The organism is Streptomyces sp. NPDC048277 (genome assembly GCF_040652235.1).
Classification (GTDB): domain Bacteria; phylum Actinomycetota; class Actinomycetes; order Streptomycetales; family Streptomycetaceae; genus Streptomyces.
In genome coordinates this window covers 49,533-62,731 of sequence record NZ_JBEZLQ010000016.1, presented here as the reverse complement: position 1 = coordinate 62,731, position 13,199 = coordinate 49,533, and the positions used below count along the sequence as shown (strand labels likewise).

Genomic DNA, 13,199 nt, shown 5'->3' with positions numbered 1-13,199 from the left:
CTCGGTCCGGTCGGCCGGACGCCGAGACCGGGCGCGCCGTGACGGAGCTGCCGCGTGCCGTCGTACGGAGCGAGGACTCTGCCACTCCCGGCTCCGCCCGAGCGGGGGACCCCGTCCGCGCTGATCGCGGCCCACGACACGACCCTGCTGGACCTGGCCGACCGGGTGCTGGAACCGGACGACGGGGAGATCGTCGAGCGCTGACCCGGGCCATCAGAGTTGTGTCAAAGATGCCCGCCGACCGGCTCCGTGCCCCGTTCGCCGGGATTGTTGGCCGTAAGGTCGACGCTGCGTAGGCGGTAGTTACGGGAAGACAATAGGACCATGGCACGCGGCAAGCTTCGGATCTATCTCGGTGCGGCACCGGGCGTGGGCAAGACCTACGCCATGCTCGCCGAGGCGCACCGGCGCGTGGAGCGGGGCACCGACTGTGTGGTCGGCTTCGTCGAGCACCACGACCGGCCGCGCACCGAGGTGATGCTGCACGGCCTGGAGCAGATCCCGCGCAAGGAGCTGGAGTACCGGGGCGCCGCGTTCACGGAGATGGACGTGGACGCCGTACTGCGCCGCGCCCCCGCCGTCGCCCTGGTCGACGAACTCGCCCACACCAACATCCCCGGCTCCCGCAACGCCAAGCGCTGGCAGGACGTGGAGGAGCTGCTGACCGCCGGGATCGACGTCGTCTCGACCGTCAACATCCAGCACCTGGAGTCACTCGGCGACGTCGTCGAGTCCATCACGGGCGTACGCCAGCGCGAGACCGTGCCCGACGAGGTGGTACGGCGCGCGGACCAGATCGAACTGGTCGACATGTCGCCCCAGTCGCTGCGCCGGCGCATGGCGCACGGGAACATCTACCAGCCGGACAAGGTCGACGCCGCCCTGTCCAACTACTTCCGCCCCGGCAACCTCACCGCCCTGCGCGAACTCGCGCTGCTGTGGGTGGCCGACCGGGCCGACGAGTACCTGAAGCAGTACCGCAGCGAGCACCGCGTGTCGGCGATCTGGGGCTCCCGGGAGCGCATCGTCGTGGGCCTCACCGGCGGGCCCGAGGGCCGGACGCTGATACGACGGGCCGCGCGGCTCGCCGAGAAGGGCGCCGGCGGCGAGGTGCTGGCCGTCTACATCTCCCGCAGCGACGGGCTGACCTCGGCCTCCCCGAAGGAACTCGCCGTCCAGCGCACCCTGGTCGAGGACCTCGGCGGCACCTTCCACCACGTCGTCGGCGAGGACATCCCCGCGGCCCTGCTCGACTTCGCGCGCGGCGTCAACGCCACCCAGATCGTCCTCGGCTCCTCACGCCGCAAGGCCTGGCAGTACGTCCTCGGCCCCGGCGTCGGCGCCACGGTCGCCCGCGAGTCGGGGCCCGACCTGGACGTCCACATCGTCACCCACGGCGAGGCGGGCAAGGGGCGCGGGCTGCCGGTGGCCCGGGGCGCCCGGCTCGGGCGCGGCCGGATCATCGCGGGCTGGCTGGTCGGCCTGGTCGGCCCGGTCGTCATGGCGCTGCTGCTCAACGCCGTCGACCTCGGCCTCGCCAACGACATGCTGCTGTTCCTGACCTTCACGGTCGCGGCCGCGCTGCTCGGCGGGCTCTTCCCGGCGCTCGCCTCGGCCGCCTTCGGGTCGCTGCTGCTGAACTACTTCTACACCCCGCCCCTGCACCGGCTGACCGTCGCCGACCCGAAGAACATCGTCGCCATCGTGATCTTCTTCGGGGTCGCGCTGTCCGTCGCCTCGGTCGTGGACCTCGCCGCCCGCCGCACCCACCAGGCGGCCCGGCTGCGCGCCGAGTCGGAGATCCTCTCCTTCCTCGCCGGCAACGTGCTGAGAGGCGAGACCAGCCTGGAGGAGCTCCTGGAACGCGTTCGGGAGACCTTCGGCATGGAGTCCGCCGCCCTCCTGGAGCGGGCGGGCGACGTCGAGCCGTGGACCTGCGCCGGGCGGGCCGGCTTCGGACCCGCCCTGGAACGGCCCGAGGACGCCGACGTGGACGTGCCCGTGGGCGACCACATGGCGCTCGCGCTGACCGGCCGGGTGCTGCCCGCCGAGGACCGCAGGGTGCTCGCCGCCTTCGCCGCCCAGGCCGCCGTCGTACTGGACCGCAGACGCCTCCAGGAGGAGGCCGAGCAGGCCCGTGCGCTCGCCGAGGGCAACCGGATCCGTACGGCCCTGCTGGCGGCCGTCAGCCACGATCTGCGCACCCCGCTCGCCGGGATCAAGGCGGCCGTGACGTCGCTGCGCTCCGACGACGTGGCGTGGTCGGAGGAGGACCAGGCGGAGCTGCTCGAAGGCATCGAGGAGGGCGCCGACCGGCTGGACCACCTGGTGGGCAACCTGCTCGACATGTCCCGGCTGCAGACCGGCACCGTGACCCCGATCGTCCGCGAGATCGACCTCGACGAGGTGGTCCCGATGGCGCTGGTGGGGGTGCCGGACGGCAGCGTGGACCTCGACGTCCCCGAGAGCCTGCCGATGGTCCGGGCCGACGCCGGGCTGCTGGAGCGGGCGGTGGCCAACCTGGTCGAGAACGCCGTCAAGTACAGCCCGCCGGACCGGGCCGTACTCGTCTCCGCGAGCGCCATCGCCGACCGGGTGGAGGTGCGGATCGTGGACCGCGGGCCGGGCGTGCCCGACGAGGCCAAGGAACGGATATTCGAACCCTTCCAGCGCTACGGTGACGCTCCGCGCGGCGCCGGGGTCGGACTCGGGCTCGCGGTCGCCCGGGGCTTCGCGGAGGCGATGGGCGGCACGCTCAACGCCGAGGACACGCCCGGCGGCGGGCTCACCATGGTCCTCACCCTCCGCGCGGCAGGATCGGTCACCGCAGCAGCGGAACCCGCGGCGCGAGCGGCGGCGGACGCCGTGACAGAACCGGAAAGGCAGGCCTCATGACCCGTGTGCTCGTGGTCGACGACGAGCCGCAGATCGTGCGCGCCCTCGTGATCAACCTCAAGGCGCGCAAGTACGAGGTCGACGCGGCCCCCGACGGCCGTACCGCCCTCGAACTGGCCGCCTCCCGCCACCCCGACGTGGTCGTCCTCGACCTCGGCCTGCCCGACATGGACGGCGTCGAGGTGATCAGGGGGCTGCGCGGCTGGACCCGGGTGCCGATCCTGGTGCTGTCCGCCCGCCACTCCTCCGACGAGAAGGTCGAGGCGCTCGACGCGGGCGCCGACGACTACGTCACCAAGCCCTTCGGCATGGACGAGCTGCTGGCCCGGCTGCGGGCCTCCGTGCGCCGCGCCGAGCCCGTCGCCGGGGGCGGCGAGGACGACGTCCTGGTGGAGACCGAGGGGTTCACCGTCGACCTGGCCGCCAAGAAGGTCAACCGGGCCGGCAAGGACGTCCGGCTGACCCCGACCGAGTGGCACCTGCTGGAGGTGCTGGTCCGCAACACCGGCCGGCTGGTCAGCCAGAAGCAGCTGCTGCAGGAGGTGTGGGGGCCGTCGTACGGGACGGAGACCAACTACCTGCGCGTCTACATGGCCCAGCTGCGCAGGAAGCTGGAGGCGGACCCGTCGCACCCGAAGCACTTCATCACCGAGCCCGGAATGGGATACCGGTTCGAGAAGTGAGCCGGGGCACGGAATGGGTTCGGAAAGTGAGCCGGGTCGCGAAGTGAGCTGGACTACGGCGGTGTCGGTGGGCCCCGGTACGCTTCAGACATGAGTGCTGTTCCTCGTTCCGAGAAGCCGGTCGGACGGTTCCGGCGCATGCTCGACCGGCTCTCCTCGTCCCAGGAGGACCTGGAGTCGGAGGAGCTGCGCGAGGACGCCGACACCGCCGGCTGTATCCGGATCGGCGACTGCCATGACCGGCAGATCGTCACCGTTACTGGTACCTTGCGCACGGTCACCCTGCGGCCGCGCGCCGGAGTCCCGGCCCTGGAGGCCGAGCTGTTCGACGGCTCCGCGGCGCTGGACGTGGTGTGGCTCGGCAGGCGCTCCATCGTGGGTATAGAACCGGGGCGCAGGCTGATCGCATCTGGCCGGATCTCGATGAGCCGGGGCCGCCGGGTGCTGTTCAATCCCAAGTACGAACTGAGACCCCTCGGTAGGGAGTAGCCGGTGACGTCGCTCGACAAGCCGACCGAAGACACGCAGGCGCAGGACGATGCGCGGGCGGTGACCGAGGCCGCGCTGTTCGAGGCGTTCGGCGGTGTCCGGGGCATGGTCGAGACGGTCCTGCCCGGCCTGCTGTTCGTCACGATCTTCACCATCAACAAGGACCTGCACTGGTCGGCGATCGCCGCCCTCGCGGTCTCCGTGGTGCTGGTCGTGGTGCGCCTCGTCATGAAGGACACCGTCAAGCACGCCTTCAGCGGTGTCTTCGGCGTCGCCTTCGGTGTCGTCTTCGCGATGATGACCGGCAATGCCAAGGACTTCTACCTCCCCGGCATGCTCTACACGCTGGGCCTGGCGCTGGCGTACATCATCACGACCCTGTGCGGGGTGCCGCTGATCGGCCTGATCCTCGGCCCGGTCTTCAAGGAGAACCTCTCCTGGCGCACCCGCAACCCCGGCCGCAAGAAGGCGTACGCCAAGGCCAGTTGGGCGTGGGGCCTGATCCTGCTCGCCAAGTGCGCGATCCTCTTCCCGCTGTACTGGTGGGCCAACACCGCACAACTCGGCTGGGTGCTCGTCGCGTTGAAGATCCCGCCGTTCCTGCTCGCCGTCTGGCTCACCTGGGTCTTCCTGGCGAAGGCACCGGCTCCGATCGACGTGTTCGCGGAGATGGAGGCGGCGGAGAAGGCCGAGGAGGCCGAGGAGGAGCGCAAGGCGGCGCTCGCCGCGGAGAGCGGCGAGACCTCCGGCGGACGCCACCGCAAGTAGGCAGGTACGAGAGAAGGGGCGCCCTCCCGCGGGAGAGCGCCCCTTCTCTCGTGTGCACTCGTGCGTACGTCAGCTGTCCTCGCGCCGGACCGACAGCAGGTCCTCCAGCTGCTCCTCGCGGGCCTGGGCCGCCACGAAGAGGAGTTCGTCGCCCGCCTCCAGGGAGTCCTCGCGGGAGGGGGTGAGGACCCGGGTGCCGCGGATGATCGTGACCAGGGAGGTGTCCTCGGGCCACTCCACGTCACCGACCTGGGTGCCGGCCAGGGCCGACTCCTCGGGCAGGGTCAGCTCGACGAGGTTGGCGTCGCCGTGGCTGAAGCGCAGCAGGCGGACCAGGTCGCCCACCGACACGGCCTCCTCGACGAGGGCGGACATCAGCCGCGGCGTGGAGACGGCGACGTCCACGCCCCAGGCCTCGTTGAACAGCCACTCGTTCTTCGGGTTGTTCACCCGGGCGACGACGCGCGGAACGCCGTACTCCGTCTTCGCGAGGAGCGAGACGACCAGGTTCACCTTGTCGTCGCCCGTCGCGGCGATCACGACGTTGCAGCGCTGCAGCGCCGCCTCGTCCAGGGAGGTGATCTCGCAGGCGTCGGCGAGCAGCCACTCCGCCTGGGGGACCCGCTCGACCGAGATGGCGGTCGGGGCCTTGTCGATCAGCAGGACCTCGTGGCCGTTCTCCAGCAGCTCGCCCGCGATCGAGCGGCCGACGGCGCCGGCACCGGCAATGGCGACCCTCATCAGTGACCGCTCTCCTCTTCCGGACCCCCGGCGAAGGCGGCCTCGACCTTGTCGACGTCGTCCGTCCGCATCATCACGTGCACGAGGTCGCCCTCCTGCAGCACCGTCTGCGAGCTGGGCAGCATCGCCTCGCCGAGCCGGGTGAGGAACGCGACCCGGACGCCGGTCTCCTCCTGCAGCCTGCTGATCTTGTGGCCGACCCACTTCGGGGAGGCGTGCACCTCGGCGAGCTGGACGCCGCCGGTGGGGTCGCGCCACAGCGGCTCCGCTCCCGAGGGCAGCAGCCGGCGCAGCATCTGGTCGGCGGTCCAGCGGACCGTGGCGACGGTCGGGATGCCGAGACGCTGGTACACCTCGGCACGGCGCGGGTCGTAGATCCGGGCGGCGACGTTCTCCACACCGAACATCTCGCGGGCCACCCGCGCGGAGATGATGTTCGAGTTGTCACCGCTGGAGACGGCGGCGAAGGCACCGGCCTCCTCGATGCCCGCCTCGCGCAGGGTGTCCTGGTCGAAGCCGACCCCGGTGACCCGGCGGCCGCCGAACCCGGGGCCCAGCCTGCGGAAGGCGGTGGGGTCCTGGTCGATCACGGCGACCGTGTGCCCCTGTTGCTCCAGGGTCTGGGCGAGAGCGGAACCCACTCTGCCGCAGCCCATGATGACGATGTGCACGACCGTCCTTCCGGTGTCCAAAAGTTACTGCTCAGCCCCATCAGGGTCTCAGACCGAGGCCCAAGCTACACACGCACCGTCCCGGCCGGGCACCCCTCGGCAGGGCTCATCGCCGAGTGATGCTGCGCACGCTCCAGGCGGTCAGGATTCCGAGGCCGACGAGCGCGACCGCGGCACCGATCAGCTCTGCGGTCGCGGGCATGGGACCTCCGAAGTGCGAAGACAGGCGGGGTCTGCCATCTAGGCACGGATCGGGCGTAAGCTGCGGAATCCGCAGTTCCATCCGTCTCCTTTTTCACTCGGGAGGCAGATCCGGTACTGCGGCTGGAGACCTGCCAGGTGGAAGGCCTACGATCCTCTCTCGTGTCCAAACTGACCGACGTGCCCAAACGGATCCTGATCGGGCGCGCACTGCGCAGTGACCGGCTGGGCGAAACGCTCCTGCCGAAGCGCATCGCACTCCCCGTCTTCGCTTCCGACCCGCTGTCCTCCGTCGCCTACGCGCCGGGGGAGGTCCTGCTGGTCCTGTCCATCGCGGGCGTGTCGGCGTACCACTTCAGCCCCTGGATCGCCGTCGCGGTCGTCGTGCTGATGTTCACGGTGGTCGCCTCCTACCGGCAGAACGTGCACGCCTACCCGAGCGGCGGCGGCGACTACGAGGTCGCCACCACCAACCTCGGGCCCAAGGCGGGCCTCACCGTCGCCAGTGCCCTGCTCGTCGACTACGTCCTGACCGTCGCCGTCTCCATCGCCTCCGGCATCGAGAACCTCGGCTCCGCGGTCCCCTTCGTCGTCGAGCACAAGGTCCTCTGCGCGGTCACCGTGATCGTGCTGCTGACGCTGATGAACCTGCGCGGTGTGAAGGAGTCCGGCAAGCTCTTCGCGATCCCGACGTACGTGTTCGTAGGCGGCGTCTTCATCATGATCGCCTGGGGCGCGTTCCGCGGCCTGGTCCTCGGGGACACGATGCGCGCGCCCACGGCGTCGTACGCGATCAAGGCGGAGCACCAGGGACTGGCCGGCTTCGCGCTGGTCTTCCTCCTGCTGCGCGCCTTCTCCTCCGGCTGTGCCGCGCTCACCGGTGTCGAGGCGATCTCCAACGGCGTCCCGGCCTTCCGCAAGCCCAAGTCGAAGAACGCGGCGACCACGCTGGCCATGATGGGTCTGCTCGCGGTCACCATGTTCTGCGGCATCATCGCGCTCGCCGCCGTCACCAAGGTCCGCATGGCCGAGAACCCGGCCACCGACCTGCTCCACAACGGCGTCCCGATCGGCTCCGGCTACGTCCAGAACCCGGTGATCTCCCAGGTCGCCGAGGCCGTCTTCGGCAAGGGCAGCTTCCTGTTCGTGGTGCTCGCCGCCGCCACCGCCCTCGTCCTCTTCCTGGCCGCGAACACGGCGTACAACGGCTTCCCGCTGCTCGGCTCGATCCTCGCCCAGGACCGCTACCTGCCACGCCAGCTGCACACCCGCGGCGACCGCCTGGCCTTCTCGAACGGCATCGTGCTCCTGGCCGGCGCCGCCGCCCTGCTCACGGTCATCTACGGCGCCGACTCGACCCGCCTGATCCAGCTCTACATCGTCGGCGTGTTCGTGTCCTTCACGCTCAGCCAGACCGGCATGGTCCGGCACTGGAACCGCCACCTGGCGGTGGAGAAGGACCCGGCCAAGCGCAGCCACATGATCCGCTCCCGCGCGATCAACGCCTTCGGCGCCTTCTTCACCGGCCTGGTGCTGGTCGTCGTCCTGGTCACGAAGTTCACCCACGGCGCCTGGGTGGCGCTGCTCGGCATGTGCATCTTCTACGCGACGATGACCGCGATCCGTAAGCACTACGACCGCGTCTCCGAGGAGATCTCGGCCCCCGAGGAGCCGGACGACGACCTGGTCCGCCCCTCCCGCGTCCACTCGGTCGTCCTCATCTCCAAGATCCACCGCCCCACCCTCCGCGCGCTGGCCTACGCCAAGCTGATGCGCTCGGACACCCTGGAGGCGCTCACCGTCAACGTCGACGCGGCCGAGACGAAGGCACTGCGCGAGGAGTGGGAGCGGCGCGGGATAGACGTGCCGCTGAAGGTCCTCGACTCGCCGTACCGGGAGATCACCCGGCCGGTCATCGAGTACGTCAAGGGCCTGCGCGCCCAGTCGCCGCGCGACGCGGTCTCCGTGATCATCCCGGAGTACGTCGTCGGCCGCTGGTACGAGCACATCCTGCACAACCAGAGCGCGCTGCGGCTCAAGGGTCGGCTGCTGTTCACGCCCGGCGTGATGGTGACCTCCGTGCCCTACCAGCTGGCCTCCTCCGAAGCGGCCAAGATCCGGGCCCGCAAACGGCAGGAGTGGAACGCGCCGGGTGCCGTCCGCCGTGGTCCGGCGGAGGCACGGCCGAAGGAGCCCAGCGGCAGCTGACCGGGGCGGGGCGGGACGGCAGCCGGTCGGGGCGTGGTGCCGTGCGGACCACGTAGACTGGTGGGCTGTCGTCGGCCTCAGCACGGGCCGTTCCCCTCCCCTCGATCTGGAGTCACCCCGCCATGCAGGCAGAACCGAAGAAGTCGCTGGTGGGGACCGAGTACGAGGTCGAGGTCGGACCGGTCGCGCACGGCGGGCACTGCATCGCCCGCACCGCCGAGGGCCAGGTCCTGTTCGTCCGGCACACGCTGCCCGGCGAGCGGGTCGTGGCGAGGGTGACCGAGGGCGAGGAGGGTGCCCGCTTCCTGCGCGCCGACGCGGTGGACATCCTGGACGCGTCCAAGGACCGGGTCGAGGCCCCCTGCCCCTACGCCGGTCCCGGCCGCTGCGGCGGCTGCGACTGGCAGCACGCCAAGCCGGGCGCCCAGCGCCGGCTCAAGGGCGAGGTGATCGCCGAACAGCTCCAGCGGCTCGCGGGCCTCACCCCCGAGGACGTGGGCTGGGACGGCACGGTCATGCCCGCCGAGGGCGACAAGCTCCCCTCCGGCGAGGTGCCGCAATGGCGGACCCGGGTGCAGTACGCCGTCGACGCCGACGGCAACGCCGGACTGCGCCGGCACCGCTCGCACGAGGTCGAGCCGATCGAGCACTGCATGATCGCGGCGCCGGGCGTCAGCGAACTGGGCATCGAGGAGCGCGACTGGTCGGGCATGGCCGCGGTGGAGGCGATCGCCGCGACGGGCTCCCAGGACCGCATGGTGATCCTGGAGCCGCGCCCCGGCGCCCGCCTCCCGCTGGTCGAACTCGACAGGCCGGTCTCGGTCATGCGCGTGGACGAGCACGACGGCGGCATCCACCGGGTCCACGGCCGCGCCTTCGTCCGCGAGCGCGCCGACGGCCGTACCCACCGCGTGGGCAGCGGCGGCTTCTGGCAGGTCCACCCGAAGGCGGCGGACACGCTGGTGACGGCGGTCATGCAGGGCCTCCTCCCGCGCAAGGGCGAGATGGCCCTCGACCTCTACTGCGGCGTCGGCCTCTTCGCCGGGGCCCTCGCCGACCGCCTCGGCGAGAAGGGCGCGGTCCTCGGCATCGAGTCCGGCAAGCGAGCGGTGGAGGACGCCCGCCACAACCTCGCCGACTTCCCCCGGGTCCGTATCGAACAGGGCAAGGTCGAATCGGTCCTCCCGCGCACGGGCATCACCGAGGTCGACCTCATCGTCCTCGACCCGCCCCGCGCGGGCGCGGGCCGCAGGACGGTCGAGCACCTGGCGTCCCTGAACGCCCGCCGCATCGCCTACGTGGCCTGCGACCCGGCCGCCCTGGCCCGGGACCTGGCGTACTTCCGGGACGGGGGGTACCGGGTGCGGACGCTGCGGGCGTTCGATCTGTTTCCGATGACCGCGCACGTGGAGTGCGTCGCGATCCTGGAACCCGCTGGGAAACGCTCTTGACCTGCAGTTTTCTGATTTCTTTCGTCGGCTCGACCTGTTTGGGGAGGTGGGAACAGGTGAAGGCCGATGATGACGCGTGACCTGCGCTTTCGCCTGAGGGGGAGGGGTGCGTGGCGGTGACGGCGCCCGTTGGTTCTTGCGGCGTGACGCACGAATGACGCACGGCCTGAAAGTCCGTCAGGTCCTTGGAGGGCCTGGAACAGGTGCGGAGGCGAGCTGGCTGGCTTCCTCGCAGGCTCATGTTTGTCTTGCTGCTGGGCTGAGGTTCCCCCGAGATGCGGGGAGAGATGACAGCAGGTCAGATGGGGCTCACGAGAGGAGCTCTGACGATGCCTGCCCCGAGGAAGTACCCGCTGGAGTTGCGTGAGCGTGCGGTGCGGATGTACCGCGCTTCCGAGCCGAAGCCGCTCCATGACCCACCGCCGCGGGATGACGGAGAAGCCTTTGACCTGCTCGTTTCGCGGGACGACGTCGACGTCGATGCCTAGTGCGGCGCCGTGCTCGATCGCCTTCTTCTTGTAGCCGGTGTCGACCCATGCCTTGCTGATGGTGGGGTGGTCGGCGGCGACGCGGGTGAGGAGCTGCATGCCGGCCTCGTTGTCCGAGTCGCTGGCGGCGGTCACCGTAACCAGTAGTAACAGGCCGAGAGTGTCGACGACGATGCTGCGTTTGCGGCCGACGATCTTCTTGCCGGCGTCGGTGCCCTGGGTGTCGGTGGGCACGCTGGTAGCGGTCTTGACGCTCTGGGCGTCGATGACGCAGGCGGTGGGTTCGGCGGTGCGTCCTACCTGCTCACGGACCATCCGGTGCAGGTGGAGGCCGGGTTTCTCGATGGTGCCGTCCGCGGTCCAGGCGCTGAAGTAGCCGAACACGGTGGTGTGCGGCGGGAAGTCGTGGGGCAGGTAGCGCCAGGGGACGCCGGTCCGGTTGAGGAAGAGGATCGCGTTCATGACTTCTCGCAGGTCAGTGACCTTGCCGCCAAGGTTGAGCGAGGTCTTCTGCCGCTCGGCCCGCCAGGCCGTCAAGGTCGGTTCCATCAACGCCCAGCGGGCATCGGAGAGATCGCTCAGGTAGGGCTCACGCTGCTTCGAAGAGGTCATGGGACCACTCATGCACGAGGTCCCCAACCGGGCATATCGCTCGATCGAGCGAGGCAAATGCAGACTTCAGGGACCTATTCGAATCGGACAGAAGCTATCGGTAGTAACCGGGGTGAAACGCAAGCCCTGGCAGGGTTCAACCGAAGAGACATATCACCTGTTCTGCCTGTACACGGCGAATCCCGACGCGACCCAACTATCGCAAATCAGAGCATAAATGACGCGAACGTCCTCTTAGTGGTCGTTTTCATCGGTAGAGCCTGTTTCGCCCAAACAAGTCCCTGTGACAGATAGGCCGTTGGGGGCATTTAGGGGCTGGCGCGATTGACGGGGCGCATGGGAAGCCCATATGGCCTGTCTCATCCTGTGAAGCCCGTCTCGCTCCAAGGGGAGCTGATATCGGCGATTAGTTCAGCCACCCTGCGCAGGAACACGCCATGTGTGAGGCGCGAGTACTCGTCTGTGGCGCATGAAGCGACGCAAACCAGCTGAAAACGACCTCTTAGGGCGGGATGTGCGGCTGTGCCGCTTCCGGCTGGGCAGTGGGTGTGGTGGTGATGTCCACCACATGGTCGAGGCCGCGTTCTTCCAGGCCCAGCCGGAAGAACGCGGTATCGCCGTAACCGCCGTCCGCGATGACGAGCGGGACGGCGATGCCCCACGACGGCGGCGGGATCCTGAGTCGAGCGCAGCCGGCCAGTGTTCACAGTGGTCGGCTGCGTGTCCGTTCAGGGGGTCCGGCTCAGGGCTTGACGACCTGGGAGATGATCCAGCGCTGTGCGCTCAGGCTTGTGTCACCGCACTTCACCACCTGGAGGTGGGCGTTCTTCCCGCCGGAGCTGCCGCCAGCCACGCCCATGCACAGGTTGCTCGCGACGTTGCGGATCCAGTAGCCCTCAGGCCGCGGGTCCAGCCACCAGAGCTGGTTGTCCGCGGTCGTGCCGTCGCAGTGGTACTCGGTGATCTTCGTTTCAGGTGGGACGCTGCCGTAGTAGGGCAGGTCCATGCACAGCCCGTCCGTACGGCTCTTGATGGCGAACAGGCTCGAACCCTCGGGCCCGCTGTCCGAGTACTTCACCTTCAGGTCCCAGAGCTGGTTGTCCGTGATGCTGCAACTTGGGTGCTGGTTCACCGAGCCGCCCTCCGACCCCTTCCCGTTTCCGGGGATGTCGGCGCACATGCCGGTCGCGACGTTCTTCAGCAGCACGTTGGCCCGGTTGGAGAGGGCGTTGACCAGTTGCCGGGTGGTGGGCGCGGCGGTCTTCGTCGCCTTCGCCTCTGGGGTGGCCGTCTCCTTGGTGACCACCGGCTGGGGCGCGGCCTTCACCTCGGCGCCCGCCGTGCCGGATCCCGGCGAAACGGACTTGGACGGGGACGGGGACGGAGACGGGGAGTCGGTCCGTGATGCCGAGGGCGTGGGGGACTCGGCCACATAGTCGGCGGCCGGGCCGTCGGACATGCCAGGGGCGAGCGTCGTACCGTCGACGGGTGCCGTGCCGACCGTGCGGTGCCCGTCGTCGTCACTCAGGCCGACAACCAGGAACGGTACGGCGATCAGCAGCGCTCCCGCGATGCCGGCCGCGGCCAGCATGGGGCCGCGAGGCCGCCCCGGCGGCGCCTCTGCCCCGTCCGCACCGTTCGCGCCGCCGCCGTTCCCGGCGAGGAACACACCGAGGCTTTCCTCCGGCTCCGGCTCGGCGGACGCCGACTCCTGCTGTCCCGCCTGTTGTTGCTCCGGCTCTTGCCCGGCGGGTGCCGGTTGCTGCTGCTCTGCGGCGGCGGACCGGGCGCGCCACCCGCGAAGCCGTCCGGGTGCGGGCTCGGGGGACGACGGTATCGGCACCGGCTCGGCGGAGTCGGGGGTGCGCGGGCCGAGGTCGGCGTGGGGGTATTCGCCCGGTGCGGGCACGGTCACCGCACGGCGGACGACGACAGATGACGCCGTCCCGTTGGCCGGGGGTTCGTGCTGACGTGGCATGAACACTGCTCCTA

General features: G+C 69.9%; 9 protein-coding genes and 3 pseudogenes. 7 read left to right on the top strand and 5 right to left on the bottom strand.

What is annotated here, in order from left to right:
- Window positions 1–5: 5 nt before the first annotated feature.
- From AB0D85_RS31005 to AB0D85_RS30985, 5 genes and pseudogenes are all read left to right on the top strand, one after another.
- A pseudogene (locus tag AB0D85_RS31005) lies at window positions 6–204 on the top strand (ABC transporter ATP-binding protein); the annotation flags it as partial.
- Window positions 205–324: 120 nt separating this feature from the next.
- On the top strand, window positions 325–2,895 hold the full coding sequence (locus tag AB0D85_RS31000; protein ID WP_362327439.1) for a sensor histidine kinase KdpD: 2,571 nt from the start codon (window positions 325–327) through the stop codon (window positions 2,893–2,895).
- The gene (locus tag AB0D85_RS30995; RefSeq protein ID WP_362327436.1) at window positions 2,892–3,578 is read left to right on the top strand and encodes a response regulator; all 687 of its coding nucleotides are present in this window, start codon (window positions 2,892–2,894) and stop codon (window positions 3,576–3,578) included. Before AB0D85_RS31000 ends, AB0D85_RS30995 begins: the two co-directional genes overlap by 4 nt.
- 90 nt (window positions 3,579–3,668) lie before the next feature.
- A complete protein-coding gene (locus AB0D85_RS30990; protein ID WP_362327433.1) occupies window positions 3,669–4,067 on the top strand; it encodes an OB-fold nucleic acid binding domain-containing protein in 399 nt (132 codons plus the stop codon).
- A gap of 3 nt (window positions 4,068–4,070) precedes the next feature.
- Window positions 4,071–4,835 carry a DUF3159 domain-containing protein gene (locus AB0D85_RS30985; RefSeq protein ID WP_362327431.1) on the top strand — a complete coding sequence of 255 codons (765 nt, stop codon included), beginning with the start codon at window positions 4,071–4,073 and terminating at the stop codon, window positions 4,833–4,835.
- A gap of 69 nt (window positions 4,836–4,904) precedes the next feature.
- Here the strand turns inward: AB0D85_RS30985 and AB0D85_RS30980 are convergent, their stop codons facing one another.
- Both AB0D85_RS30980 and AB0D85_RS30975 read right to left on the bottom strand, forming a co-directional pair.
- Window positions 4,905–5,576 (bottom strand): TrkA family potassium uptake protein, encoded by a 672-nt coding sequence (locus AB0D85_RS30980; protein ID WP_355709978.1) that lies wholly within the window; start codon window positions 5,574–5,576, stop codon window positions 4,905–4,907.
- Entirely contained in the window at window positions 5,576–6,247 is a 672-nt protein-coding gene (locus AB0D85_RS30975; protein WP_362327428.1) for a TrkA family potassium uptake protein, read from the bottom strand. Before AB0D85_RS30975 ends, AB0D85_RS30980 begins: the two co-directional genes overlap by 1 nt.
- A 363-nt stretch (window positions 6,248–6,610) precedes the next feature.
- Between AB0D85_RS30975 and AB0D85_RS30970 the strand changes: the two genes are divergently transcribed.
- Both AB0D85_RS30970 and AB0D85_RS30965 read left to right on the top strand, forming a co-directional pair.
- On the top strand, window positions 6,611–8,656 hold the full coding sequence (locus AB0D85_RS30970) for an APC family permease (RefSeq protein ID WP_362327425.1): 2,046 nt from the start codon (window positions 6,611–6,613) through the stop codon (window positions 8,654–8,656).
- A 122-nt stretch (window positions 8,657–8,778) separates the two neighbouring features.
- Window positions 8,779–10,107 (top strand): TRAM domain-containing protein, encoded by a 1,329-nt coding sequence (locus AB0D85_RS30965; RefSeq protein WP_362327422.1) that lies wholly within the window; start codon window positions 8,779–8,781, stop codon window positions 10,105–10,107.
- Window positions 10,108–10,514: 407 nt separating this feature from the next.
- Here AB0D85_RS30965 and AB0D85_RS30960 read toward each other — a convergent pair.
- From AB0D85_RS30960 to AB0D85_RS30950, 3 genes and pseudogenes are all read right to left on the bottom strand, one after another.
- Window positions 10,515–11,207: pseudogene (locus AB0D85_RS30960) on the bottom strand (IS5 family transposase); the annotation flags it as partial.
- 517 nt (window positions 11,208–11,724) lie between these two features.
- A pseudogene (locus AB0D85_RS30955) lies at window positions 11,725–11,873 on the bottom strand (transposase); the annotation flags it as partial.
- Between the two features lie 76 nt (window positions 11,874–11,949).
- Window positions 11,950–13,185 carry an RICIN domain-containing protein gene (locus AB0D85_RS30950; RefSeq protein WP_362327419.1) on the bottom strand — a complete coding sequence of 412 codons (1,236 nt, stop codon included), beginning with the start codon at window positions 13,183–13,185 and terminating at the stop codon, window positions 11,950–11,952.
- Window positions 13,186–13,199 lie beyond the last annotated feature (14 nt).